Annotated in this window: 23 protein-coding genes and 4 tRNA genes; 5 read left to right on the top strand and 22 right to left on the bottom strand. The window is 58.7% G+C overall.

From position 1 onward, the window contains the following. The first annotated feature begins 2 nt into the window (after nt 1-2). The 3 genes from ACP7BX_RS12870 (at nt 3) to ACP7BX_RS12860 (ending at nt 2,720) form a co-directional block, all read left to right on the top strand. A complete protein-coding gene (locus tag ACP7BX_RS12870; RefSeq protein WP_426131861.1) occupies nt 3-293 on the top strand; it encodes a hypothetical protein in 291 nt (96 codons plus the stop codon). Further along, nucleotides 280-1,743 (top strand): DEAD/DEAH box helicase family protein, encoded by a 1,464-nt coding sequence (locus tag ACP7BX_RS12865; protein WP_426131863.1) that lies wholly within the window; start codon nt 280-282, stop codon nt 1,741-1,743. Before ACP7BX_RS12870 ends, ACP7BX_RS12865 begins: the two co-directional genes overlap by 14 nt. 620 nt (nt 1,744-2,363) lie before the next feature. Then, complete coding sequence (locus ACP7BX_RS12860; RefSeq protein WP_426131865.1) at nt 2,364-2,720, top strand: hypothetical protein; 357 nt, start codon at nt 2,364-2,366, stop codon at nt 2,718-2,720. Nucleotides 2,721-2,958: 238 nt separating this feature from the next. On the opposite strand, the gene ACP7BX_RS12855 is transcribed toward ACP7BX_RS12860, so the two are convergent. The 3 genes from ACP7BX_RS12855 to ACP7BX_RS12845 all read right to left on the bottom strand — a co-directional run bounded on the left by ACP7BX_RS12855 (nt 2,959) and on the right by ACP7BX_RS12845 (nt 4,448). Then, the gene (locus ACP7BX_RS12855) at nt 2,959-3,330 is read right to left on the bottom strand and encodes a DUF2513 domain-containing protein (RefSeq protein ID WP_426131867.1); all 372 of its coding nucleotides are present in this window, start codon (nt 3,328-3,330) and stop codon (nt 2,959-2,961) included. Nucleotides 3,331-3,395: 65 nt separating this feature from the next. Continuing rightward, a complete protein-coding gene (locus ACP7BX_RS12850; RefSeq protein WP_426131869.1) occupies nt 3,396-3,848 on the bottom strand; it encodes a hypothetical protein in 453 nt (150 codons plus the stop codon). Nucleotides 3,849-4,371: 523 nt separating this feature from the next. Next, a tRNA-Val gene (locus ACP7BX_RS12845) sits at nt 4,372-4,448 on the bottom strand. A gap of 184 nt (nt 4,449-4,632) precedes the next feature. On the opposite strand from ACP7BX_RS12845, the gene ACP7BX_RS12840 reads away from it, so the two are divergent. Beyond that, on the top strand, nt 4,633-5,916 hold the full coding sequence (locus ACP7BX_RS12840) for an NAD(P)/FAD-dependent oxidoreductase (RefSeq protein ID WP_426131871.1): 1,284 nt from the start codon (nt 4,633-4,635) through the stop codon (nt 5,914-5,916). Between the two features lie 157 nt (nt 5,917-6,073). Here the strand turns inward: ACP7BX_RS12840 and ACP7BX_RS12835 are convergent. The 19 genes from ACP7BX_RS12835 to leuC form a co-directional block, all read right to left on the bottom strand. Further along, nucleotides 6,074-6,150: transfer RNA gene (locus ACP7BX_RS12835), tRNA-Asp, on the bottom strand. Nucleotides 6,151-6,256: 106 nt separating this feature from the next. Beyond that, nucleotides 6,257-6,333: transfer RNA gene (locus ACP7BX_RS12830), tRNA-Asp, on the bottom strand. 55 nt (nt 6,334-6,388) lie between these two features. Beyond that, nucleotides 6,389-6,464, bottom strand: a tRNA-Val gene (locus ACP7BX_RS12825). A gap of 107 nt (nt 6,465-6,571) precedes the next feature. Further along, nucleotides 6,572-7,336 (bottom strand): SDR family oxidoreductase, encoded by a 765-nt coding sequence (locus ACP7BX_RS12820; RefSeq protein WP_033901791.1) that lies wholly within the window; start codon nt 7,334-7,336, stop codon nt 6,572-6,574. A gap of 11 nt (nt 7,337-7,347) precedes the next feature. Beyond that, nucleotides 7,348-8,559, bottom strand: coding sequence for an O-succinylhomoserine sulfhydrylase (locus ACP7BX_RS12815; RefSeq protein ID WP_426131873.1), 1,212 nt, complete (start codon nt 8,557-8,559; stop codon nt 7,348-7,350). Nucleotides 8,560-8,624: 65 nt separating this feature from the next. After that, on the bottom strand, nt 8,625-10,130 hold the full coding sequence (gene purF, locus ACP7BX_RS12810) for an amidophosphoribosyltransferase (protein ID WP_015884965.1): 1,506 nt from the start codon (nt 10,128-10,130) through the stop codon (nt 8,625-8,627). A 41-nt stretch (nt 10,131-10,171) separates the two neighbouring features. Then, a complete protein-coding gene (locus ACP7BX_RS12805; protein WP_003192538.1) occupies nt 10,172-10,729 on the bottom strand; it encodes a CvpA family protein in 558 nt (185 codons plus the stop codon). 257 nt (nt 10,730-10,986) lie between these two features. Next, nucleotides 10,987-11,646 (bottom strand): SPOR domain-containing protein, encoded by a 660-nt coding sequence (locus ACP7BX_RS12800; RefSeq protein ID WP_426126826.1) that lies wholly within the window; start codon nt 11,644-11,646, stop codon nt 10,987-10,989. Then, nucleotides 11,630-12,937: a bifunctional tetrahydrofolate synthase/dihydrofolate synthase gene (gene folC, locus ACP7BX_RS12795; RefSeq protein ID WP_177052943.1), complete on the bottom strand. Its 1,308-nt coding sequence runs from the start codon at nt 12,935-12,937 to the stop codon at nt 11,630-11,632. The genes ACP7BX_RS12800 and folC overlap by 17 nt, the downstream gene beginning before the upstream one ends. Beyond that, nucleotides 12,934-13,854, bottom strand: a complete 921-nt coding sequence (gene accD, locus ACP7BX_RS12790; RefSeq protein WP_016976632.1) for an acetyl-CoA carboxylase, carboxyltransferase subunit beta — start codon at nt 13,852-13,854, stop codon at nt 12,934-12,936. The genes folC and accD overlap by 4 nt, the downstream gene beginning before the upstream one ends. Before the next feature lie 243 nt (nt 13,855-14,097). Continuing rightward, complete coding sequence (locus ACP7BX_RS12785) at nt 14,098-14,718, bottom strand: phosphoribosylanthranilate isomerase (protein ID WP_033901797.1); 621 nt, start codon at nt 14,716-14,718, stop codon at nt 14,098-14,100. 64 nt (nt 14,719-14,782) lie between these two features. Continuing rightward, entirely contained in the window at nt 14,783-15,607 is an 825-nt protein-coding gene (truA, locus tag ACP7BX_RS12780; RefSeq protein WP_033901798.1) for a tRNA pseudouridine(38-40) synthase TruA, read from the bottom strand. Nucleotides 15,608-15,748: 141 nt separating this feature from the next. After that, the gene (locus ACP7BX_RS12775; protein ID WP_426126823.1) at nt 15,749-18,304 is read right to left on the bottom strand and encodes a FimV/HubP family polar landmark protein; all 2,556 of its coding nucleotides are present in this window, start codon (nt 18,302-18,304) and stop codon (nt 15,749-15,751) included. Between the two features lie 162 nt (nt 18,305-18,466). After that, nucleotides 18,467-19,477: an aspartate-semialdehyde dehydrogenase gene (locus ACP7BX_RS12770; protein ID WP_426126821.1), complete on the bottom strand. Its 1,011-nt coding sequence runs from the start codon at nt 19,475-19,477 to the stop codon at nt 18,467-18,469. 116 nt (nt 19,478-19,593) lie between these two features. After that, entirely contained in the window at nt 19,594-20,706 is a 1,113-nt protein-coding gene (asd, locus tag ACP7BX_RS12765) for an aspartate-semialdehyde dehydrogenase (protein ID WP_033901801.1), read from the bottom strand. 64 nt (nt 20,707-20,770) lie between these two features. Continuing rightward, complete coding sequence (gene leuB, locus ACP7BX_RS12760; RefSeq protein ID WP_033901802.1) at nt 20,771-21,853, bottom strand: 3-isopropylmalate dehydrogenase; 1,083 nt, start codon at nt 21,851-21,853, stop codon at nt 20,771-20,773. Between the two features lie 53 nt (nt 21,854-21,906). Continuing rightward, the gene (locus ACP7BX_RS12755; protein WP_426126818.1) at nt 21,907-22,671 is read right to left on the bottom strand and encodes a class I SAM-dependent methyltransferase; all 765 of its coding nucleotides are present in this window, start codon (nt 22,669-22,671) and stop codon (nt 21,907-21,909) included. A 135-nt stretch (nt 22,672-22,806) separates the two neighbouring features. Next, entirely contained in the window at nt 22,807-23,451 is a 645-nt protein-coding gene (leuD, locus tag ACP7BX_RS12750) for a 3-isopropylmalate dehydratase small subunit (RefSeq protein WP_426126816.1), read from the bottom strand. Between the two features lie 10 nt (nt 23,452-23,461). Further along, complete coding sequence (gene leuC, locus ACP7BX_RS12745; protein WP_028617121.1) at nt 23,462-24,880, bottom strand: 3-isopropylmalate dehydratase large subunit; 1,419 nt, start codon at nt 24,878-24,880, stop codon at nt 23,462-23,464. A gap of 140 nt (nt 24,881-25,020) precedes the next feature. Here leuC and ACP7BX_RS12740 point away from each other — a divergent pair, with 140 nt between their 5' ends. Next, complete coding sequence (locus tag ACP7BX_RS12740; protein WP_033901806.1) at nt 25,021-25,911, top strand: LysR family transcriptional regulator; 891 nt, start codon at nt 25,021-25,023, stop codon at nt 25,909-25,911. Nucleotides 25,912-25,917: the final 6 nt, after the last annotated feature.

The raw sequence follows: 25,917 nt of genomic DNA, 5'->3' as shown, positions 1-25,917 counted from the left end.
CTATGAAAGCAGTAGACCTGACACCAGCAGAAATTAAAGTACTAGAACAACGCCGCTCCTCCCTCAATGCTATTGACTGTGACATTGCCAAAAAGAACAAGCTCATCACAGGAATTAAGGACCACAAGGGGGTTGAGTATGGTATGACTCAATTTGGCTCTTACCAAGTATTGTTCACCAAAGGTTATCAGTCCTTCCCTATCGAGCTTACAGGAACATTCACAGATCCTCGACATATCGCCAGATTAGTAGACAGCCTAATTGCAGAAGGGAAACTGATTGAATCAGAGTAAGACCAAGATAGTATTCGTAGCAGAAGCTACACCCGGCACAGGCAAGACGGAACAATTCATCAAAGAGCTAGACTCTGATCCCTACACGCGATACGTCTATGCTGTGCCTACCAAGGCACTGTCAAAGGATGTCGTCAGACGCATCCAAGCAAAAGGTATCAATCACGTATGCGTAATCAACAGTGACACGCATAAGAACGTCACTGACACTGTAGAATGCACGCTGCTTGAAGATGACCCCAAGGTGCTTGTCATTACGCATAAGACACTACTAGACCTTGACCCTTGCTACCTGCAAGATTGGATTGTGGTAATTGATGAGGTACCCTCAGTCGCTAACAACCTTACCAAAGATATTGGCGACCACGCTTATACAAACTTCCTAGAGAAATTCATTGAGATTGATAGCGTCTCCACCAGAGCGTTTATCAAGCAGGGAATGACGAAGGAAGCCAAAGCCACCTACTCTGATGTAGTAAACGACAAGGGTATGTCAACCATCTGCACTTGTCTCGGTGCTCTCCTTAGGGGTAAGGCTGATGTGTTCATCAAAGAATACGTAGACAAGAAAGACAGCAGATGGAAGTGGCAAATCAGGGTAATTGATTACTTTGACTTAAGCGGGATCTATGAAGCTGCCCAAGAAACACACATCCTAGGTGCCAATGTCACAGGTACGTTAGCCTATCAGCACGCTCTGACCAAGGGATACGCTCTTGAAGTCTCCAAGTTCACACCAGAATACAGAGGCTACAAGTTCCCTAGCTACATCTACCCACTGATTGGGGGAAGCAAGGTAAGCAAGACCATGCTACTGACGCTCCCGAATGGTGATGTAGCAGAGGAATGGAATGAACAAGTATACGGGCATGCTCTGCTACGTGATGCTATCCAGTTCGTCCAAGGTGAACCCCTCCTTGCTCAAGTACATGACTGGTGCAAGTTCCCCTTTGAAGACTATCCCAACGTTATACGTATGCCCTTTGATGCAAGGGGATTGAATGGATACTCAGGCGTACACCATACGCTCTCATTGATCCATGGCAATCCTAATCCTGTCGATGATCGGAATAACTCTGAGATGCTAGCCAAGATGGCAGTAGATATTCCTGTAGGCAAGCAAGCGTTACGCAATGAACGCTACAGAGAATACATATTCCAAGCAGCAACGCGAAGCAGCATCAGGACTTTCAGCAATGACAGACCTACTATCCACTTCGTGCCTACAGAAGAATCAGGGCGACACCTAGCGTTCGACTTAACAGGGTGCCACTACATCCTCAAAGACTTGACTAGGCACGCTCCTACTAGCAATGCAAAAGACAAAACAAAGAACAACATCGTCACAGCAAAAGGTTTGTCATCTGATGGACTCTCATTGCGAAGCATTGCAGCGACCATGGGCGTTAGCAAAAGCATAGTATCCAAGTGGTTGAAGGCTGATGAATAAAGTTAGCCCTGTCCACTTTCTCTTAGAACTCTCTAAGGAAAAGTGGACACCTCCTCTACTCACTTAAGATCAAGAGCAACGTCAGCAAGCTGACAAAGAGCACGCATTAAATAAAAATCAAAAGCACAGCACCTACCAGTGTATCGCTCTTGATCTTTTCTTTATGCGTATGCCACCCCGTGGCGTGTTCTTGTTCTTGTTCTTGCTTCTGTCACGCAGTGACGTTAAGACAACTCATACAGGCCAACAAATGTCAGACAATGATAATATTAGAATACCTGATTTAACCTCTTTCGTTATTAGCAACATCACCATACGAAGGGGTTTAGCCAAAGAGATTATTGCTAAGCGTGAGGACCACCACGCGCTGTATTACATCTCATATAATCATGGCATCTCTCTTCAAGCAGTAGGCTATCTATCAAGATGCAGGATTGAGGAGATCGAGGAAGCGTCAGCTATCAGTACGTGACCTATCTCCTAAGCGCACTACTCCTCATACAATATACCCAGCTAGTAATACTTCAGATAATGCATGACTATAGCTTCATAGCTATAACGCTTAACATTATCTGCTACTCACTGACCCTAATAATAACAATCAAATACAGAGACAAACCATGAACCTTACAGATAAAGACAAGACAGAATATATTGAGACAAACTCACACTGCGTCCTAGCTAAGCGTTTAGGCGTCAGCATGATTACGCTTGACACTTACGCAGAAGAACAAGGATGGAAAGAGGAACACCGTATCTATTGGCATGACAAATCAATTGAGATATTGAAACAAGAGCTAGTCAATGGAAATATTGCTGCCGTTAAGGAGATGCTAAAGGTAACTGGTGGCGTAAGACCTGTAGGACGCCCACGTAAAATAGAGGTGGAGCGTGAGATTGCAATTGGCAAACGCATTCAGGAAGAATACGACGCAGACATTCGACGAATGAAGCTCGTAGACAGCAAACCAAGATAATTATTTATTAAGACAAGAGGGGTGCATTGGCTTTTATGTTACCCCTTCAAAATTGCGACTACACGTCAAATTGTAAAACCAATAAACCTAAGAAACACAGCCGCGATCTTTACACCCCACACAAAAAGCCAGAATAATACGCCATAGGCGATCAAATAACCAATTGCAGTTTTAAAAAGATTATATGCTTTTAACACCACGACACTCACCCCACTCATCCACGCTATCAATCAAGCAACTATGAAATACCGAGCTTCTCCTTAGCGAGACTTATCAGCAAATCCTTCATAATATCAAATGATAGGATACCAGCCTTATCCAAGCTCAAACTCTTCGCCTTACCCCATAAGCCCTCATTTCTAGCAGCGCTCAAGAACTCGTGGCCACTCCAAGTCAGGGAGAAAGGATAAACTTTGATCACGCGGCCAGGGGTCTTGCTTGAGGTAGACCTCTCACACCTTAACAACCCCGCCTCATCCATCAATAACAGGTGATAGTTAATCAAACTCTCACCATATCCGTCTATTCCAATGGTTCGGTCCATCCCATCAAAGTCCTTCTCCTCATAATATATGAGAATTTTTCGCACTAAATCCAGATCCCTTCTCATCAATCCCTTCCTCCAAAAATAAAAAGCTAGAAACTCATACAGATACAAAGATGAGCACTCTATAGCTAGTCGCTACGTCGCTTCATATTATTAAGCATTTTCTGATTAACCTGCATTCTCTTTTCAAGCTGATTACCAGTGAGCTTTCTCTTATTCATAGTATCAACGGAAAATTTAAACTCCCAGTCATTGATCCATCCTTTTGCGTGAGCATGTGCGATAGCTTCAAAATTGAGTGACTTCTCCCCATCTTTCCTTACACGCTTCACCGCTTGAAAAATGAGATCAGAGGGGAGGCCAATAAATTTTTTTACACAACAGTTACCTACCGTCGCCATGTTTTGATTAAGACTATTCTGAAGCACACATACTTCTTTGATGGGATAGTGACCACATAAGCAGGTTTCAAACTCATCAGCCTCATAAATATTATGTAGCTTCCATTCGAGTTTAGCCTCACCCCACGACGCCGAATGTGACCTGCTGAGTATCTCTTTTGTTAATGTGTACTCACTCATTCTAGCTCCTCACACTATAGCCTTATGACACTATAGCAGTCCCATTGACGCTTGGGATTTTCAGCAGAAACTGAAAAGCACCATTGCATATATAAGCACCCCACCCCACACCCCCTGCCCCACCCCTAGAGGGACGCCCCCGCCAGCCCTACAGCAGCACACAGAGCGTTCGGGATTCACCACAGAGCGTAGGGCGTTGAGCGTGGCCGATAGGCGTACCCGCCTCACAGCAGGCACGTAGCTCAGTTGGTTAGAAGCCTGCCCTTGCGAGGCACGAGCAACGGGCAAGGGAGTGAGCCTGCGAACGTACCACCACCTAGACAAGATAGTGAACGAACCATGTATATCAATGGGTTAGGTAGAGTCGTTCACAAATCTGAGTGTGAACAGGGGAAGGTACAGGTGCACGTTCACATTGCCTTGTGTGAACGAAGCCTATAATTTGTGAACGTTTTCTTAGGCAAAGAAAAAGGGGAACCCTTTCGGATTCCCCCTCACACCGCCCAGCAGAGCGGATTTTGTTTGGTAGGCGCGATTGGACTCGAACCAACGACCCCCACCATGTCAAGGTGGTGCTCTAGCCAACTGAGCTACGTGCCTGCTGTGAGGCGGCATTCTACGGAATTCCGGAGGGGTGTCAACATCTTTTTTGCAGCTAACCCTATGAATATGCGAATTTTTTATTTGCGCGGAGCACACCCGTGGATTTCGGGTGGCTGGCAGGCAATTTTCAACTCAGGTAGGATCGACGCACTCGTAAAAAATATAAAACAGAGGTTCCAGGATGGCGAACACCCCCTACCCCCAGTCGTATTACGCCGCGTCCGCGAATGCCGTTCCACCTCGCCCGGTGCTGCAAGGTGAGGTCGAAACCGATGTATGCGTGATTGGTGCCGGCTACACCGGCCTCTCCAGCGCGCTGTTCCTGCTGGAGAACGGTTTTCGCGTGACGGTGCTGGAAGCCGCCAAGGTGGGGTTTGGCGCCTCGGGCCGCAACGGTGGGCAGATCGTCAACAGCTACAGCCGTGATATCGATGTGATCGAGCGCAGCGTTGGCCCCAAACAGGCGCAACTGCTGGGAGAGATGGCGTTCGAAGGCGGCAGGATCATCCGCGAACGCGTCGCCAAGTACCAGATCCAGTGCGACCTGAAGGACGGCGGTGTATTCGCCGCGCTCAACAGCAAGCACATGGGCCACCTGGAGTCGCAGAAGCGCCTGTGGGAGCGCTACGGTCATACGCAGCTGGAGTTGCTGGACGAGCGCCGTATCCGCGAAGTGGTGGCCTGCGACAACTATGTGGGCGGTTTGCTGGACATGAGCGGCGGCCACATCCACCCGCTCAACCTGGCGCTCGGCGAAGCGGCGGCCGTGGAATCTTTGGGCGGCACAATCTATGAGCAATCGGCAGCCGTGCGAATCGAGCGCGGCGCCAACCCAGTGGTGCATACCGCCGAGGGCAAGGTCAGGGCCAAATTCGTTATCGTCGCGGGCAATGCCTACCTGGGCAACCTGGTGCCGGAGCTGGCAGCCAAGTCGATGCCCTGCGGCACGCAAGTGATCACTACCGCCCCGCTGGGTGACGAACTGGCAAAAACCCTGCTGCCGCAGGATTACTGCGTAGAGGACTGTAACTACCTACTCGACTACTACCGCCTCACCAGCGACAAGCGCCTGATCTTCGGCGGTGGCGTGGTGTATGGCGCGCGCGACCCGGCGAACATCGAGGCGATCATCCGTCCGAAGATGCTCAAGGCCTTCCCACAGCTCAAGGACGTGAAGATCGACTACGCCTGGACCGGTAATTTCCTGCTGACCCTGTCGCGCCTTCCGCAGGTGGGACGACTGGGCGATAACATCTACTACTCACAGGGCTGCAGTGGCCATGGCGTGACGTATACGCACCTGGCCGGCAAGGTACTGGCGGAAGCGCTCAGAGGCCAGGCAGAGCGTTTTGACGCGTTTGCCGACCTGCCGCACTACCCGTTCCCGGGCGGGCAACTGTTGCGTACGCCGTTCGCGGCAATGGGCGCCTGGTACTACGGGCTGCGGGACAAGCTGGGTTTCTGACAGCGCGATGGGTGCCGGCAAGCCGGCGCCCATCATGAACCACCAAATCGCAGACACAAAAAACCCCGGTCTTTCGACCAGGGTCTTTGCTATCGGATCAAAGTAGCCAGAGGCTTGCTTTGTGCTTCAAGGCGTTCAGTGGGCCTTAAGGCAGATATGGCGCAGCGGACGGGACTCGAACCCGCGACCCCCGGCGTGACAGGCCGGTATTCTAACCGACTGAACTACCGCTGCGTATCGCTTGACCGGCTGAGCATAAAACCCTCAACCGTCTTTAAACATCTGATCAATCAGCCGAGGCTTTTCAATCTCAAGCCCGACGAATCAGACCTGGAAAATATGGCGCAGCGGACGGGACTCGAACCCGCGACCCCCGGCGTGACAGGCCGGTATTCTAACCGACTGAACTACCGCTGCGCGTCGGTGCAACCTTTAACGTTGCGTCTTGCCCTGGGGCAAAACTCTCAAGAAGTGGTGGGTGATGACGGGATCGAACCGCCGACCCTCTGCTTGTAAGGCAGATGCTCTCCCAGCTGAGCTAATCACCCTTTGCTTCGTTGAGGCCGCGAAATTTACGCAGGTATCGGACCTAAGTCAATAGCCTGCTTGAAGTTTTTCTGAAAAAGACAAAATTGCTTCAAGACGGCTACCCGCCCTACTCGCTGTAAATCATCTTCTTGCTCATGCCACCGTCCACGACAAACTCTTGCCCGGTGACAAACCCCGCCTGGCGCGACAGCAGCCACGCGACCATCGCCGCCACGTCTTCTACAGTGCCTACCCTGCCCGCCGGATGTTGCGCATGATCAGCATCACTCAACGGCTCGGCGCGACGAGCGGCCGGATCACGCGCATCGATCCAGCCAGGGCTGACCGCATTGACCCGCACTTCCGGGCCCAAGCTCATTGCCAGGGCGTGCGTAAGGGCCAGCAGGCCACCTTTGCTCGCCGCGTAGGCTTCGGTGTCCGGCTCAGACTGTCGAGCCCGGGTGGATGCCAGGTTGACGATGGCACCGCCATGGGCGCGCAGATAAGGCGCACAGTGCTTGGCCAGCAACATCGGCCCACTGAGATTCACCGCAAGCACTCGATTCCAGTACGCCAGGTCGAGGCTTTCCAGGGTGATATTGCGCGGGTCAGCCACCGCCGCATTGCAGACCAACGCATCCAGGCGCCCAAACTGCCCCAATACCTCGGCAACACCTTGGGCCACCTGCTTTTCGTCGGCCACGTCCATGCTGATAAACCAGGCGTTATCACCCAGCACCTTGGACACCTTGGAGCCACGCTCACGGTCCAGGTCGGTCAACACCACCTGCCAGCCTTCGCTGATCAGCCACGCAGCAATCCCAAGGCCAATGCCCCGCGCCGCGCCCGTCACCAGCGCGACGCGCCCGTTACTGGCTGCCGCAGCCTCCATGGACCACTCGATCACAAGGCCGCCAGCCCGCGAGCCAGGTCAGCTTGCAAGTCAGCGACATCCTCAAGGCCGACCGCAATGCGGATCAGGCTGTCACGGATACCCGCCGCTTCACGCTCCTGCGGTGCCAGACGACCATGGGAAGTGGTGCTCGGATGAGTAATGGTGGTCTTGCTGTCACCCAGGTTGGCAGTGATGGAGATCAGACGGGTCGCATCGATAAAGCGCCATGCGCCCTCTTTGCCACCCTTCACCTCAAAGCTCACCACCGCCCCGAAACCACGCTGCTGGCGCCGGGCCAACTCATGTTGCGGGTGGCTCTTGAGACCGGCGTAATGCACCTTTTCGATACCGTCCTGCTGCTCCAGCCACTCGGCCAACGCCTGGGCGTTGGCGCAGTGGGCCTTCATCCGCAGGTTGAGGGTCTCAAGCCCCTTGAGGAAGATCCACGCATTGAACGGACTCAAGGTCGGGCCAGCCGTGCGCAGGAAGCCGACGACTTCTTTCATCTGCTCGCTGCGACCCGCGACCACGCCACCCATGCAACGGCCCTGGCCGTCGATGAACTTGGTCGCCGAGTGCACGACAATGTCCGCCCCCAGCTTCAACGGCTGTTGCAGCGCCGGGGTGCAGAAGCAGTTGTCTACGACCAGCATCGCGCCCTTGGCATGCGCCACTTCGGACAACGCAGCGATATCCACCAGCTCGGCCAATGGATTGGACGGCGACTCGACGAACAGCAACTTGGTGTTGGCCTTGATCGCCGCATCCCAACCGGAAAGATCCGCCAGGGGCACGTAGTCCACTTCGATGCCGAAGCGCTTGAAGTACTTCTCGAACAGGCTGATGGTCGAACCGAACACACTGCGCGATACCAATACATGGTCGCCCGCACTGCACAGGCTCATCACCACCGCGAGGATGGCCGCCATGCCAGTGGCCGTGGCCACCGCCTGCTCAGCGCCTTCCAGTGCCGCGAGACGCTCTTCGAACGCGCGCACGGTCGGGTTGGTATAACGCGAATACACGTTGCCCGGCACTTCGCCAGCAAAGCGCGCAGCAGCATCGGCCGCCGTGCGGAACACATAGCTGGAGGTGAAGAACATCGGGTCACCGTGCTCAGCTTCCGGGGTGCGGTGCTGGCCGGCGCGCACAGCCAGGGTATCGAAAGCTACGCCATCGAGGTCGCTGTCCAACCGACCGGCATCCCATTCCTGACTCATGCTGCGACTCCTTACTCAATTCTTTATTTAAGATACAAAACCGGCCCCTCAGGGCCGGTTGTCACTCAGTTGTTGTACAGGTCGATGATCGCGCTGACCGCCTGGGTCTTGATCTTCGACGAGTCGTTACGCGCCTGCTCGATCTTGTTCAGGTAGGCCTCGTCGACATCACCAGTCACATACTTGCCGTCAAACACGGCGCAGTCGAACTGGTCAATCTTGATCTTGCCACCGCCGACCGCCTCGATCAGGTCCGGCAGGTCCTGGTAGATCAGCCAATCAGCGCCGATCAGGTCGGCCACGTCCTGGGTCGAACGGTTGTGAGCGATCAGCTCATGGGCGCTCGGCATGTCGATGCCGTACACGTTCGGGTAACGCACCGCTGGAGCTGCAGAACAGAAGTACACGTTCTTCGCGCCGGCTTCGCGGGCCATCTGGATGATCTGCTTGCAGGTAGTCCCGCGCACGATGGAGTCATCCACCAGCATTACGTTCTTGCCGCGAAACTCCAGCTCGATAGCGTTGAGCTTCTGACGCACCGACTTCTTGCGTGCAGCCTGGCCCGGCATGATGAAGGTACGGCCGATGTAGCGGTTCTTCACAAAGCCTTCGCGGAACTTGACGCCCAAGTGGTTGGCCAGCTCAAGCGCAGCGGTGCGGCTGGTGTCCGGGATCGGGATCACAACATCGATGTCGTGCTCAGGACGCTCGCGCAGGATCTTCTCGGCCAGCTTCTCGCCCATGCGCAGACGCGCCTTGTAGACCGAAACACCGTCGATGATCGAATCCGGACGCGCCAGGTAGACGTGCTCGAAGATGCACGGGGTGAGTTTCGGTGCCACGGCGCACTGACGGGTGTGCAGCTTGCCGTCTTCGGTGATGTACACCGCTTCGCCTGGCGCAAGGTCGCGGATCAGGGTGAAGCCCAGCACGTCCAGGGACACGCTTTCGGACGCGATCATGTACTCGACGCCTTCGTCGGTGTGACGCTGGCCGAACACGATCGGACGGATACCATGCGGGTCACGGAAGCCGACGATGCCATAACCGGTGACCATGGCCACCACGGCGTAGCCACCGACGCAACGGTTGTGCACGTCAGTGACGGCGGCGAACACGTCTTCTTCGGTCGGCTGCAGCTTGCCGCGCTGGGCCAGCTCATGAGCGAACACGTTGAGCAGCACTTCCGAGTCGGAGCTGGTGTTGACGTGGCGCAGGTCAGATTCGTAAATCTCCTTGGCCAGTTGTTCAACGTTGGTCAGGTTACCGTTATGCGCCAGGGTGATGCCGTACGGCGAGTTGACGTAAAACGGTTGAGCTTCGGCCGAGGTCGAGCTACCGGCGGTCGGGTAACGCACATGGCCAATGCCCATGTGCCCGACCAGGCGCTGCATGTGACGCTGATGGAACACGTCACGCACCAGGCCATTGTCCTTGCGCAGGAATAACCGGCCGTCGTGGCTGGTCACAATACCGGCAGCGTCCTGGCCGCGGTGCTGGAGGACGGTTAGCGCGTCATACAGCGCCTGATTGACGTTCGACTTACCGACGATACCGACGATGCCACACATGCGACGCAACCCCTACTTAATGAATCTTGACTGAACACAGCTTACTGAGGCGTTTTGGCCGGTAAGAGGTGTTCCTTGAACGGAAGATCAGCGGGTACGCTGATTCCGCTGGCCAGCCACTGACTGCTCCACCCCAAAATGAGGTTCTTGGACCAATCTGCAACCAATAGAAATTTTGGCACGAGTACCGACTCCTGCCACCACGAATCCTGCTGTACCGGCCCCAGGCTCAACAGCCCGACCGCCACGACCACCAGCAACGCGCCACGCGCGGCGCCAAAGGCCATGCCGAGAAATCGATCGGTCCCGGAGAGGCCGGTGACACGTATCAACTCGCCGATAAGATAATTGACCATTGCTCCCACCAGCAGCGTGGCGATGAACATGATGGCGCAGCCCGCGATGACGCGAGCCGAAGGTGTCTCGATGTATCCGGCCAGGTAGACCGACAATGAACCGCCGAACATCCAGGCTACGACTCCTGCAATGATCCACGTCAGCAACGACAATGCTTCTTTTACGAAGCCGCGGCTTAGACTGATCAAAGCGGAGATGGCGACGATTGCGACGATCGCCCAATCAACCCAGGTAAATGGCACAGTTCAGCCTACGGACAGATAAGGCGGCGCATTTTAGCAGAGCGTCGGGCTATCGGTAAGCTGTGATTGTCAGCGCCTTGCAAATCAGTAGTTTGGGGCGAGCGAATCCAACATCAACCCCACCATAAAACGAATGTGGGAGCTGGCTTGCCTGCGATAGGGCAGGCACATTCAACATCACTGTTGACTGACCCACCGCTATCGCAGGCAAGCCAGCTCCCACATCTGACTTGCATTCCAACCAGAGACTAGCGGTATTAACCGCGCTCAGGCTGAAAACGGGTCACAAACCCCTTGAGGTTCTGCTGGCGATCCAGCAGGTCCCGCAGGCGGTCCGCCTCGGCACGCTCGATCAGCGGACCGATAAACACACGGTTCTTGCCATCGGCGCTGCGGATATAGGCGTTATAGCCCTGACTGCGCAGCTTCTTCTGCAAAGCATCAGCGCCTTCGCGATTGCCCAGGCTGGCCACTTGAATCGACCAACTGATCGGCAGGCCATTCGGATCAATACGGCTCTGCCCCACATCCGGCTTGCCCGGTGCCGCCGGTTGCGGCACTACCGGCTTAGGTGCGGGCGCAGGCGCGGCAGGCTTGGCCGCTACGGTCGGCGCAGGTGCTGGCTTGACCACCGGCACGCTCGGCTGAACCGGCATCGACGGGGCTTGCTGGGCGGCAACCTCCGCATCGCTCGGCACCGGCTCTTCTTCCGGCAAGGCCTGGGGCTCAGGCACCACCACCGGCTCAACCTGTACTTGCGGCACCGCCGGCGCCTGGGGCGCAGCCGGCGCTTCGACGACCACTTGGCGCTCTTCGTCCTGACGCGAGAACAGCATCGGCAGGAAAATCACCGCCAACGCCACCAGCACCAGGGCTCCGACCATTCGCTGCTTGTATGCGCTATCCAGTAATGCCATGTGCAGCTTCCTCCGTGGAGCGCCGGGCCAACCACTCGAGCGCCTCGGCAACACAATAAAATGACCCGAACAACAGAATCTCATCATCGGGGGTGGCAACGGCGCACTGCGCTTCAAGGGCAGCGGTCACGCTTGCATACGACGCCACCGGCGCACCAAGGTTCTGCAAGGCCACTTGCAGCTCGGCGGCCGGACGGCTGCGCGAGGTATCCAGGGGCGCTACGGCCCACGCCTGGACATTGCCCAGCAAGGGCGCAACCACACCGTCCAGGTCCTTATCGGCCAGCAAGCCAAAGACTGCAAGGCGACGACCGACCGGCGGCGTGCGCGACAGGCGCTGCGCCAGGTACTCGGCCGCATGGGGGTTATGCCCCACGTCCAGCAACAGGTTCAGGCGCTTGCCTTGCCATTGGAACTCACGACGATCCAATCGCCCGACTACACGTGTCGCCAGCAAGGTGGCGGCAATCTGCTCAGCATTCCACGGCAGATCCAGCAGTAGATAGGCCTGCAGTGCGAGCGCGGCGTTTTCCATTGGCAGGTTCAGCAGCGGCAGGTCGCACAGCTCTACGGCCTGGCCGCGAGCATCGTGCCCACGCCATTGCCAGTACTGCGCACCGATTTCCAGATTGAAGTCGCGACCGCGCAGGAAAAACGGGCAATCCAGCTCGCGCACCTTGTCGAGCAAGGTATGCGGCGGATCCAGATCACCGCACAGCGCAGGCTTGCCCTGGCGGAAGATCCCGGCTTTTTCGTAGGCCACGGATTCGCGGGTATTGCCCAGGTAGTCGGCGTGGTCCACACCAATACTGGTGACCAACGCCAGGTCGGCATCCACCACGTTGACCGTGTCCAGACGCCCGCCCAGGCCGACTTCCAGCACCACCACATCCAGTTGCGCACGCTCGAACAGCCAGAACGCCGCCAGGGTGCCCATTTCGAAGTAGGTCAGGGAAATCTCGCCCCGACCGGCATCGAGCGCGGCGAAGGCTTCGCAGAGTTGCTCGTCGGTGGCTTCGACACCATTGAGCTGCACCCGCTCGTTGTAACGCAGCAGGTGCGGGGAATTGTAGACGCCGACTTTCAGCCCTTGAGCCTGTAGCAGCGCCGCGACAAAGGCACAGGTAGAGCCTTTGCCGTTGGTGCCGGTCACCGTGATCACACGCGGTGCCGGCCGGCCCAACCCGAGGCGGGCCGCTACCTGTTGCGAGCGCTCCAGGCCCATGTCGATGGCGGACGGATGCAACTGCTCAAGGTAGGCGAGCCATTCGCCCAGGGTACGTTGGGTCATAGGTTTGCAGGCACCGGCGGCACGACGATTGGTTCAACTTTAGGCGCGACGTACACAGGGGTCGGCAGGCCCATCATTTGTGCCAGCAGGTTACCCAGGCGTGGACGCAGCTCACCGCGCGGGATGATCAGGTCAATCGCACCGTGCTCCAGCAGGAATTCGCTGCGCTGGAAGCCCTCAGGCAGTTTTTCACGTACGGTCTGCTCGATCACACGCGGGCCGGCAAAGCCGATCAGCGCCTTTGGCTCGCCGACGATCACGTCACCCAGCATCGCCAGGCTGGCGGAAACGCCGCCGTAGACCGGGTCGGTCAGCACGGAGATGAACGGGATGCCTTCTTCACGCAGACGCGCCAGCACCGCAGAGGTCTTGGCCATTTGCATCAGGGAGATCAGGGCTTCCTGCATGCGCGCACCACCGGAGGCGGCGAAGCAGATCATCGGGCAACGGTTTTCCAAGGCGTAGTTGGCGGCGCGAACGAAGCGCTCACCGACGATGGCACCCATGGAGCCGCCCATGAAGGAGAACTCGAACGCCGACACCACGACAGGCATGCCCAGCAGTTTGCCGCTGACGGAAATCAGCGCGTCCTTCTCGCCGGTCTGCTTCTGCGCGCCGACCAGACGGTCCTTGTACTTCTTGCTGTCGCGGAACTTGAGGCGGTCAACTGGCTCCAGGTCGGCACCCAGCTCGTTGCGGCCTTCGGCGTCCAGGAAAATGTCGATGCGGGCGCGGGCGCCGATACGCATGTGGTGGTTGCACTTGGGGCAAACGTCCAAGGTCTTTTCCAGCTCCGGACGGTACAACACCGCGTCGCAGGATGGGCACTTGTGCCACAGACCTTCAGGAACCGAGCTTTTTTTCACCTCGGAACGCATGATCGAAGGGATCAGTTTGTCTACTAACCAGTTGCTCATGCTTTCTTTCTCCAGTACCGGTGGCTTGAACACAGCCCCGCGTATGCCCTTGAGCTAAATTCATATGTGGCGATGACACATGCTGGACGGGGTCAGACGTTCGACCGGCCTTTTCCCGCATGTATCCTCAGCCTTCCAGACAACCTGCCAGTGCAGGGTTGCCACTTCGTTTCCAGGCCACCCTCAGGCGGCGCGGGCTGTTTTACACAGTGGTAGTTATGGACGGCGGCAGACTGCCAGCCGTCACATCCCGCGCACAGCTTGCATAAATGCGCGAATCTTGTCGTGATCCTTGATGCCCTTGCCCTGCTCCACGCCGCCGCTGACATCCACGGCATAAGGCCGCACCTGTTCTATCGCCGCCCCGACATTGCCGGGGTTGAGCCCGCCAGCCAGGATAATCGGCTGGCTCAAGCCAGCAGGAATCAACGACCAATCAAACGCCTCACCGGTACCGCCGGGCACGCCTTCGACATAGGTGTCGAGCAGGATCCCGCGAGCGCCACCATAGGCCGCACACGCTGCCGCGATGTCATCCCCGGCCTTCACGCGTAACGCCTTGATATACGGACGCTGGTAGCTTTCACATTCGTCCGGCGTTTCGTCGCCGTGGAACTGCAGCATATCCAGCTGTACGGCATCCAGGGTCTCGTTGAGTTCGCAGCGACTGGCGTTGACGAACAACCCCACGGTGGTCACAAACGGCGGCAAGGCGGCGATGATCGCCCGCGCCTGCAACACGTTCACCGCTCGCGGGCTCTTGGCATAGAACACGAAACCGATGGCGTCCGCCCCCGCCTCGACTGCCGCCAGCGCGTCTTCTATGCGGGTAATCCCGCAAATCTTGCTGCGAACGGCTGACATGTCGTGGAAACCCCAGGGATTGGACCGAGAAAGTCCCGGATGGTAACAAAAGCTTTTCCGGGCGTCAGCCGCCAAGTTCGCTGAAACCTGTGAGGAAGTGTGGCCCGATGAAACGTTCCGGCAATTGGAACTCGTCGCGGTACTCCACATCCACCAGGTACAGGCCGAACGGATGCGCCGTGACCCCGCCCGTACGGCGGACGCGGCTTTCCAGCACTTCCCTGGCCCATTCCACCGGACGCTCGCCGGTGCCGATGGTCATCAGCACCCCGGCAATGTTTCGAACCATATGGTGCAGGAACGCACCAGCGCGAATATCCAGCACGATCATCTTGCCGTGACGAGTCACCCGCAGATGATGGACTTCCTTGATCGGCGACTTCGCCTGGCACTGGCCGGCACGGAAGGCGCTGAAATCATGCACCCCCACCAGATGCTGCGCGGCCTCGGCCATGCGCTCGGCGTCGAGCGGGCGATGGTTCCAGGTGATTTCTTCGTTGAGGTGCGCCGGGCGGATCTGGTCGTTGTAGATCACATAGCGATAACGCCGGGCGATGGCCTTGAAGCGCGCATGAAAATGCGCCGGCATGACCTTGGCCCAGCTGACGCTGACGTCATGGGGCAGATTGATATTAGCGCCCATCACCCAGGCCTTCATGGACCGTTCAGCCTGGGTGTCGAAGTGCACCACCTGACCACAGGCATGCACGCCCGCATCGGTACGCCCGGCGCACATCAGCGACACCGGCGAATCAGCGACTTTCGACAGTGCTTTCTCCAAGGTTTCCTGCACCGTCAGTACGCCGGACGCCTGACGCTGCCAGCCGCGATAGCGCGAGCCTTTGTATTCCACGCCCAGGGCGATGCGGTAAAAGCCTGCGGCCGCCATTTCGGCGGCCGCGTTATCTATATTTGCCAAGAACTGAGAGCCTGATGAGTTGCGCAAAGGCGGCCATTATGCCGATTTGTGCGGGTGCCCACAAAAGCAAAACGGCGACCCGAAGGTCGCCGCTGCATTGACGCTTGGCGGTCAGGCCAACCGGCCGAGCATTTCCTTGGCCTCGCCGCGCTGAGTTTCGTCGCCTTCGGTCAGCACTTCGCTGAGGATGTCCCGTGCACCGTCCGCATCACCCATGTCGATGTAGGCCTGGGCCAGGTCGAGCTTGGTGGCCACCTCGTCTGTGCCAGAGAGGAAGTCGAACTCCGGCTCATCGTCGCCCTTCGCCGCATCTTCTGCGGTGAAGGAAGGCTCGATGGACGGATGTTCCAGGCTCTGGGACAAACGATCCAGCTCGGCGTTGACATCGTCCAACTCGGAGGCAAAGGCGTCAGGCTTGGCGGCAGCTTCCGGCTCATCGGCCAGGGACAGGTCGAAGTCTTCCGGCAGGTCGAAGTCATCCAGGGCCGCCGGGGTCAGGGTGGGCGGCTCGACGGCCGGCACATCCTTCATCTGCTCTTCCAAGCCGGAGAGGAAGTCGTCATCCGATTGCGCCGACGCCGGAGCATCCAGCTGCAGGTCCAAGTCGAAGTCCGACAGGTCATCCGGCGTAGCTTGGGCTTCGGTCTGCTGTTGCAGCAGCGATTCGAAGGTCTGCTGATCGTCCTTCACCACGGCTGGGGAGGCTTCTTCCAGTTCATCCAGGCTCAGGTCAAAATCGGTGTCGAAGGCTTCGGGTTCCGCAGGAGCCTGGGCCGGGGCCGGCTTGTCTTCCAGCAGATCCTTGACGTACTGAGCGTCCAAGGCAGCCGCGGCCACCGCAGCACTGACGCCCGCCGCCAGCACGGCCATGGCCGGGAAGCGACTCTTGAGCTGCTCGACCTGGGCATGGTTTTCACCATTGGCCACCAGTTGGCGCTCCTGGGTCACGAAACCGTCCTTGTCGTTTTGCAGGCCGTAGACTTCCATCAGCTTCAAACGCAGGTCGCTACGCTTGGGTTCCTGCTTGATGGCCTGTTCCAGCACGTCGGCGGCCTGGTTCAGGTGGCCACGGTCGACAAGCGACTGGGCTTGGGCCAGTGCATCGCTGGAGTTCACCGGCGCAACGGCAACCGCCAGCGGCGCCAGTACCGAGGCGACGGTCGGCACGACGACTGCCGGCTCAGCCGCTGGGGCTGGCGCAGCGGCCAGCTTGACGGTTGGCGGCGGCACTTCCAGGCCTTCGAAGCTGTCTGGCGGCAGGTCCTGATCGATGTTCGAGGTGAACACCGGCTCTTCAGCCAGGGCACGCGCCATGCGCAGGTGTTTTTCTTCTTCGCGACGGGCATTGCGATGGCGCGCCCACAACAGCAGGAGCAGCAGCACCAGCAGGCCGGCGGCACCACCGATCACGCCAAGCACGATCGGATTGGTCAGCAGGTCGTTGAATTTACCTTCGACGCTGGCAGGCGCGGAATCGGCCTTGGCCGGCTCAGGCGTGGCGGGCGCAGGTGTTGCAACGGCGGCATCGGGAGCGGCCGGAGCAGCCGCCGGATCAACCGCCAACTGCGCAGGCATTGCCGCTGTGGCCGGCGTTGCTGGGGCGCCTTTCTCAGCCTGCAGACGCGCGAGCTGATCGTTTTTCAGCTGAATCAGCTTTTGCAGCTTGTCCAACTGGCTTTGCAGGTCGGCCGCGCGGCTTTTCAGCTCTTCGTTGTCGCGACGGGTGGTGTCCAGTTGCTCCTGGGTCATCGCCAGTTTGTCGCTCAACCCCACACTATCGCCGGCCTTGCCCTTGGCGCCCTTCTTGGCCGCTTCGGCGGAAACCAGGCTCAGGTTGTCCTTGGCGTTAGTGCTCGCCGGGGCATTGCCGGCCTGGGTGCGTTTGGTGGCATCCAGTTGCTGCTTGCCCGCTGCCGGGTTGGTGGCAGCACGTCGGCCTTGGCGCCAGGCGGCATTCTGCGCGCTGACTTCGGCGATCGCCTGGGGTTGCGGCAGCGCAGTGCTTTGTACGGGATCGGGCAGACGCAGGACCTGGCCGGTCTTCAAACGGTTGATGTTGCCGTCGATAAACGCGTCGGGATTCAGCGCCTGGATCGCCAGCATGGTCTGCTGTACCGAGCCGCCATTGCGGTTCTTCGCGGCAATTTCCCACAAGGTGTCGCGGGAGGTGGTGGTGTGCTGTGCCGGTTTGCTTGCAGCTGGCGCGCTGCTGGCCGGTGCCGCCAGACGCGGCGCAGGCGCGGCGGTCGTCGGTGCCGGCTGGTCGAACTTGGCCGGGTCGAGCAACACGCTGTAGTCGCGCATCAACCGGCCATTGGGCCATTGCACCTGCAACAGGAAGCGTACGTAGGAATCGGGCAACGGCTTGTTGGAGGTGACACGCACCACGCTGCGGCCGTTGGGGTTGATAACCGGGGTAAACGTCAGGTCATCAAGGAACGCCTGGCGATCCACGCCCGCATCCACAAAGGCTTGGGACGACGCCAGGCTTGGCGTGATCTCGGAAGCGGTGAGGCCACCGACATCGAGCAATTCGATTTCCACCGCCAATGGCTGGTTCAACTTCGACTTGAGGGTCATCTCCCCCAGCTGCAGCGCCTGCGCCATACCGGAGGACAGCGCCGAGGCGGCCGCTATTGCTAACACCAGTTTGCGAACTTGAACCATAGCCTCATCCTTTGTTTGAACACTCCCCGGCCTGCGAGAAGGTTGGTAACCGCTGCCATAAGGCATGGCGAGCCGATAGGTCACCGACGCGCAACTTTTCCTGCCTGGGGCCAAGCATAGCGCCTGGCTAGAATCAATCTACAAATTGCCGCCAAGTATCTTTTACGCAAGGCCTTTTATCAACAACTGCGCCAGCTGCACGGCGTTCAGTGCGGCGCCTTTGCGTACGTTATCTGACGTCAGCCACAGATTTAGTTCCGCCGGGTCATCCACACCTGCGCGAACCCGTCCTACATAGACCACATCCTGACCGACCGCGTCGCCCACCGCTGTAGGGTAGTCACCCTCCTCAACCCGCTCTATTCCTGGCGCTGTGTCGAGCAAACGGTTCACAGCGGCGAGATCAACCGGTGCACCCAGTTGCAGCGACACTGTCAGGCTATCGCCAAAAAACACCGGGGCTTGAACGCAGGTTGCGGAAATCTTTAGCAAAGGTAATTCCAGCACTGCTCGCAGTTCGTGTACGAGGCGCTTCTCCAGGGCTGTATGACCTTGGGCGTCTGGCGTACCGACTTGTGCCAGCAAGTTGAAGGCAACCTGCCGATCAAACAGTTTCGGCTCCAGCGGGCGCATGTTCAGCAACTCAGCGGTTTGTCGGGCCAATTCACTGACGGCTTCACGCCCCTGGGACGACATCGCCAGGTTGGCGGTAACGCTCACACGCTGGATATCCAACAGGCTGCGCAAAGGCGCGAGGACGACCGCCAGGTTGGTCGCAGAGGGGCTTGGACTGCCGAGCTGGAACGGTTTTTTCAAGCCATCAAGCACATGGGCATTGGCTTCCGGCACCACCTGCGGAGCCTGCTCGGCCGGCAAGGCGCCAGACAAGTCAATCACCGAACAACCCGCCGCCGTAGCACGCGGGGCGAAACTCAAGGTCACCGCCGGCCCCGCCGCGAAGAACGCGAGTTGCGCCTTATTGAAGTCGAATTCATCGACCTCCTTGACCCGCACGTTCTTGCCACGAAACGGCACCGATGCGCCGGCGGAATTGCTGCCCGCCAGCAAATACAGGGTGCCCACCGGGAAGCTCAACTCTTCGAGGATCTGCACCAGGGTTTCGCCAACGGTGCCGGTAGCGCCGATCACGGCGATTTCAAAGGTCTGGGTCATGGGGGCTGCCTCGGGCATTGCGGGGGGAGCGGCACTTTACCGGGTGGCTGGGGGTGAGGCCAATAAAAAACCCGCGCCTGTGACCAGTCGCGGGTTTTTCATATTGCTTCAAGCGATCAACGCTCCAGCAAGATCCGCAGCATGCGGCGCAGCGGTTCGGCCGCGCCCCACAGCAGTTGGTCGCCCACGGTGAACGCGCCCAGGTACTGGGTGCCCATGTTCAGCTTGCGCAGACGGCCCACCGGCACATTCAGAGTGCCGGTGACCTTGGTCGGGCTCAGCTCCTGCATGCTGATGTCGCGGTTGTTCGGCACCAGCTTGACCCACGGGTTGTGCTGGCTGATCAAGGCTTCGATATCGCTGATCGGTACGTCTTTGTTCAGCTTGATGGTCAGCGCCTGGCTGTGGCAGCGCATCGCGCCAATACGCACGCAAATGCCGTCCACCGGGATCGGGCTCTTGAAGCGGCCGAGGATCTTGTTGGTCTCGGCCTGGGCCTTCCACTCTTCACGGCTCTGGCCGTTCGGCAGTTCCTTGTCGATCCACGGGATCAGGCTGCCGGCCAATGGCACACCAAAGTTCTCGGTCGGGTAGGCCTCGCTGCGCATGGCTTCGGCCACACGGCGATCGATGTCGAGGATCGCGCTGGCCGGGTCGGCCAGTTGATCGGCAACGGCGGCGTGGGTCGCGCCCATCTGCTTGATCAGTTCACGCATGTTCTGCGCGCCGGCACCGGAAGCCGCCTGATAGGTCATCGCACTCATCCACTCGACCAGGCCAGCTTCGAACAGGCCACCCAGCCCCATCAGCATCAGGCTGACGGTGCAGTTGCCACCGACGTAGTTCTTGGTGCCCGCGTCCAGCTGCTGGTCGATGACCTTGCGGTTCACCGGGTCGAGGATGATCACGGCATCGTCCTGCATGCGCAGGCTCGACGCGGCGTCGATCCAGTAGCCCTGCCAGCCGGCTTCACGCAGCTTGGGGAAGACTTCGCTGGTGTAGTCGCCACCCTGACAGGTCAGAATCACGTCGAGGGTTTTCAGCTCTTCAATGTTGTAGGCGTCCTTGAGCGGAGCAATATCCTTGCCCACGGACGGCCCCTGGCCACCGACATTCGAAGTGGTGAAAAACACCGGCTCAATAAGATCGAAATCCTGCTCTTCCAGCATCCGCTGCATGAGCACGGAACCGACCATACCGCGCCAACCGATCAGACCTACACGTTTCATCGCAACTACACCTTGTTAAAAAGTGGGCCGCCTGCAGCAAACTTCTGCAAGGGGGCCCGAGAGATTACAGATTCCGCAGCGCGGCGACTACTGCGTCGCCCATTTCTTGCGTACCGACCTTGGTGCAACCCTGCGACCAGATGTCGCCAGTGCGCAAGCCCTGGTCCAGCACCAGGCTCACGGCCTTCTCGATCGCGTCCGCCGCGTCCGCCAGGTTGAAGCTGTAACGCAGCATCATCGAGACCGACAAAATCGTCGCCAACGGGTTGGCAATGCCCTGGCCCGCGATGTCCGGCGCCGAACCGTGGCACGGCTCGTACATGCCCTTGTTGTTGGTATCCAGGGAGGCCGACGGCAGCATGCCGATGGAACCGGTGAGCATCGACGCCTGGTCGGACAGGATGTCGCCGAACAGGTTGTCGGTGACGATCACGTCAAACTGCTTAGGTGCACGCACCAGTTGCATGGCGGCGTTGTCGACGTACATGTGGCTCAGTTCGACATCCGGGTAGTCCTTGGCCACTTCTTCGACAATTTCGCGCCACAACTGGCTGGAGGCCAGGACGTTGGCCTTGTCCACCGAGCAGACCTTCTTGCCACGCACGCGGGCCATGTCGAAACCGACACGGGCGATACGGCGGATTTCGCTCTCGCTGTACGGCAGGGTGTCGTAGGCCTGGCGCTCGCCATTTTCCAGCTCACGCACGCCACGTGGCGAGCCGAAGTAGATACCGCCGGTCAACTCGCGCACGATGAGGATATCCAGGCCCGCGACCACTTCCGGCTTGAGGCTCGACGCGTCAGCCAGTTGCGGGTAGAGGATCGCCGGGCGCAGGTTGCCGAACAGGCCCAGTTGCGCACGGATCTTCAGCAGGCCGCGCTCAGGGCGGATGTCACGTTCGATCTTGTCCCATTTCGGGCCGCCCACAGCGCCGAGCAATACGGCGTCGGCCGCACGGGCGCGGTCCAGGGTTTCATCGGCCAGCGGCACGCCGTGCTTGTCGATGGCCGCGCCGCCGATCACGTCGTGGCTCAGCTCGAAGCCCAGGCTGTACTTGCTGTTGGCGAGTTCCAGGACCTTGACCGCTTCGGCCATGATTTCCGGACCAATACCGTCGCCAGGGAGAATCAGAATCTGCTTGCTCATGCGTTCCTCATTTCATCAAGCGACCCGCCCGTGGGCAGGTCGGGAAAAATCAATCAGCGTTCGGCAAAGACCACCAGCACGTCGGTGCTGAAGGTGCCGTCGGCCTGAATTTCGTAGTAATCGCGCACTTCCTGGCCCATCGCCTTCTGCAACTCAAGGATGGCAGCGCGCAGTACTGCTGGCGTGCGCATGCGCTCGACCCATGAGGTGTATTCCAGGCGCAGACGCTGGCGACTGCTGGTGCGCACATGCAAGCCGGACTCGCTGAGCTGCTGCATCCATTCGGCGGCGGAATAATCACGCACGTGGCTGGTGTCACGCAGCACTTCGACGGTTTGCAGGTAAGTGTCCAACAGCGGGCTGCCCGGTGACAAGACGTCGACGAACGCCGCCACACCGCCCGGTTTGAGTACGCGGCGCACTTCGCGCAGGGCCAGGCCGAGGTCGCTCCAGTGGTGGGCCGAATAACGGCTGAACACGAAGTCGAACTCGCCATCGGCGAATGGCAGGCGTTCGGCGGCGCCGTGGACGGTGCGGATGTTGTCCAAACCGCGATCTGTCGCCGCAGCGGCAACCACGTCGAGCATCTGCTGGGACAGGTCGTAGGCGACCACTTCTTTAACCAGCGGCGCTACATGAAAGCTGACATGACCGGCACCGCAGCCCAAATCCAACAGTCGCGGATTGCCCTGCCCGGCCAGTTCGGCCTGTAGCAGCGCGAATTCGGTGCCTTGGGCGTGCACGGCACTGCTCAGGTAGGCGGAGGCTTGCTCGCCGAATTGTTTTTGCACGACTTGGGTGTGGGCGGTGGTGGTCATGGTGGCTTTCCTTGGGTTTTGGGGTGTTGGTACTGGCGCTATCGCAGGCAAGCCAGCTCCCACATTCAACTGTATTCACAGATCAAAATGTGGGAGCGGGCTTGCCCGCGATGGGGCCTGCACGGTTACCGCCAATCAGGCATCGCGAAACAACCAAGGCTGGCTCGCCCGGTGCTTGGCTTCAAACGCGGCAATCGCATCGCCGTCCTGCAAGGTCAGGCCGATATCGTCCAGGCCGTTGATCAGGCAGTGCTTACGGAACGCATCCACTTCAAAGTGATACACCTTGCCATCCGGACGGGTCACGGTTTGCGCCGCCAGATCGACGGTCAACTGGTAACCCTCGTCGGCCTCGACCTGCTTGAACAACTCATCCACTTCGGCATCGGTCAAGATGATCGGCAACAGGCCGTTCTTGAAGCTGTTGTTGAAGAAGATGTCGGCATAGCTCGGCGCGATGATGCTGCGAAAGCCGTATTCTTCCAGGGCCCACGGCGCGTGCTCGCGGCTGGAGCCGCAACCGAAGTTCTCACGGGCCAGCAATACGCTGGCGCCTTGGTAACGTTCGGCATTGAGCACGAAGTCCTTGTTCAGCGGGCGCTTGGAGTTGTCCTGGTAGGCGTAGCCCACGTCCAGGTAGCGCCACTCGTCGAACAGGTTCGGGCCGAAACCGGTGCGCTTGATCGACTTCAAGAACTGCTTGGGGATGATCTGGTCGGTGTCGACGTTGGCGCGATCCAAAGGGGCGACAAGGCCGGTGTGTTGGGTAAAAGCACGCATCGGGTATTCCTCAGATCAATTCGCGAACGTCGATGAAACGACCGTTGACGGCCGCCGCAGCGGCCATGGCCGGGCTGACCAGGTGGGTACGCCCACCGGCGCCCTGACGCCCTTCGAAGTTACGGTTGGACGTAGACGCGCAATGCTCGCCCGATTCCAAACGGTCCGGGTTCATCGCCAGGCACATCGAGCAGCCTGGCTCACGCCATTCAAAACCGGCTTCGAGGAAGATCTTGTCGAGGCCTTCGGCTTCAGCCTGGGCTTTAACCAGACCGGAGCCTGGCACCACGATGGCTTGCTTGATGGTCGACGCCACTTTGCGGCCCTTGGCGATCACCGCCGCGGCGCGCAGGTCTTCGATCCGCGAGTTGGTGCAGGAACCGATGAACACGCGGTCCAACTGAATGTCGGTGATCGCCTGGTTGGCCTGCAAACCCATGTACTTCAAGGCGCGCTCGATGGAACCGCGCTTGACCAGATCGGCCTCTTTGGCCGGGTCCGGCACATTCTGGTCAACGGCCAAGACCATTTCCGGCGAAGTGCCCCAGCTGACTTGCGGCTTGATCTGGGCAGCGTCGAGTTCAACCACGGTGTCAAACACCGCATCGGCATCGGAAACCAGGTCTTTCCAGGCTTCTACCGCAGCGTCCCAATCCGCGCCTGCCGGAGCGAAGGGGCGACCCTTGACGTATTCAACAGTCTTTTCGTCCGCCGCCACCATGCCCACACGGGCACCGGCTTCGATGGACATGTTGCAGATGGTCATGCGGCCTTCGATGGACAGGTCGCGAATGGCGCTGCCGGCGAACTCGATGGCATGGCCGTTACCGCCGGCGGTGCCGATCTTGCCGATCACGGCGAGGACGATGTCTTTAGCGGTTACGCCGAACGGCAATTTGCCCTCAACGCGAACCAGCATGTTCTTCATCTTCTTGGCGACCAGGCACTGGGTGGCGAACACATGTTCCACCTCGGAAGTGCCGATGCCATGGGCCAGGGCGCCAAAAGCACCGTGGGTCGACGTGTGGGAGTCACCGCAGACCACGGTCATGCCCGGCAAGGTCGCGCCCTGCTCCGGGCCGATCACGTGCACGATGCCTTGACGTACGTCATTCATCTTGAATTCGGTAATGCCATATTCGTCGCAGTAGTCGTCGAGGGTCTGTACCTGCAAACGCGACACCTGGTCGGCAATGGCTTCGATGCCGCCCTTGCGCTCAGGGGTGGTCGGCACGTTGTGGTCAGGTGTGGCGATGATGGAGTCGACGCGCCAAGGCTTGCGCCCCGCCAGACGCAGGCCTTCGAACGCTTGGGGCGAGGTCACTTCATGGATGATGTGACGGTCGATATAGATCAACGACGAGCCATCGTCGCGCCGTTTCACTTCATGGGAATCCCAAAGCTTGTCGTAAAGCGTTTTGCCGGCCATCAGTCGGTCCTCATCAGCGGTGTTTCTCTATGCCGGGCTTTTCAATAACCCTTTGGCTTGTGAGGCTGATGGTATGGCGCTACATTAAATAACTCAAATTCATATTTTTTATGCTTTGGATTACCAACTGGAATACCACAATGGACCTGGCCAACCTCAACGCCTTTATTGCCATCGCCGAGACCGGCAGCTTCTCCGGCGCCGGTGAACGCCTGCACCTGACCCAACCGGCCATCAGCAAGCGCATTGCCGGCCTGGAACAACAATTGAAGGTGCGCCTGTTCGATCGCCTGGGTCGCGAAGTCGGCTTGACCGAGGCTGGACGGGCCTTGCTGCCGCGCGCTTATCAGATTCTCAACGTGCTGGACGACACCCGCCGCGCCCTGACCAACCTGACTGGCGAAGTCAGCGGCCGCCTGACCCTGGCCACCAGTCACCACATCGGCCTGCATCGCTTGCCGCCGGTACTGCGCACGTTTACCCGGGAATACCCGAATGTGGCGCTGGATATTCAGTTCCTCGATTCGGAAGTGGCCTACGAAGAAATCCTCCATGGCCGTGCCGAAGTGGCAGTGATCACCCTGGCGCCCGATCCTCACAACCTGGTACGTGCCACCCCGGTCTGGGATGACCCGCTGGATTTTGTGGTCGCGCCGGAACACAGCTTGATCAGCAACGGCGGCATCAGCCTGGCCGATATTGCCGGCCACCCCGCCGTTTTCCCCGGCGGCAACACCTTCACCCACCATATTGTCAGCCGATTGTTCGAGGCCCAGGGCCTCACGCCGAACATTGCGATGAGCACTAACTACCTGGAAACCATCAAGATGATGGTGTCGATCGGCCTGGCCTGGAGCGTGTTGCCACGCACCATGCTCGATGATCAGGTGGCAAGTATCGCTTTGCCGGGCATACAGCTCAGTCGCCAGCTAGGCTATATCGTGCACACCGAAAGGACGCTGTCGAACGCTGCGCGGGCTTTCATGAGCCTATTGGATGCACAGGTCGATCTGCCAGGGATACCGGCATGAAGCTGT

The organism is Pseudomonas sp. DWP3-1-3b3, from assembly GCF_049896305.1.
In the GTDB taxonomy this organism is placed as follows: domain Bacteria; phylum Pseudomonadota; class Gammaproteobacteria; order Pseudomonadales; family Pseudomonadaceae; genus Aquipseudomonas; species Aquipseudomonas azotoformans_A.
Note: the sequence above shows the minus strand (reverse complement) of the source record. Positions and strands in the feature narration are given on the sequence as shown.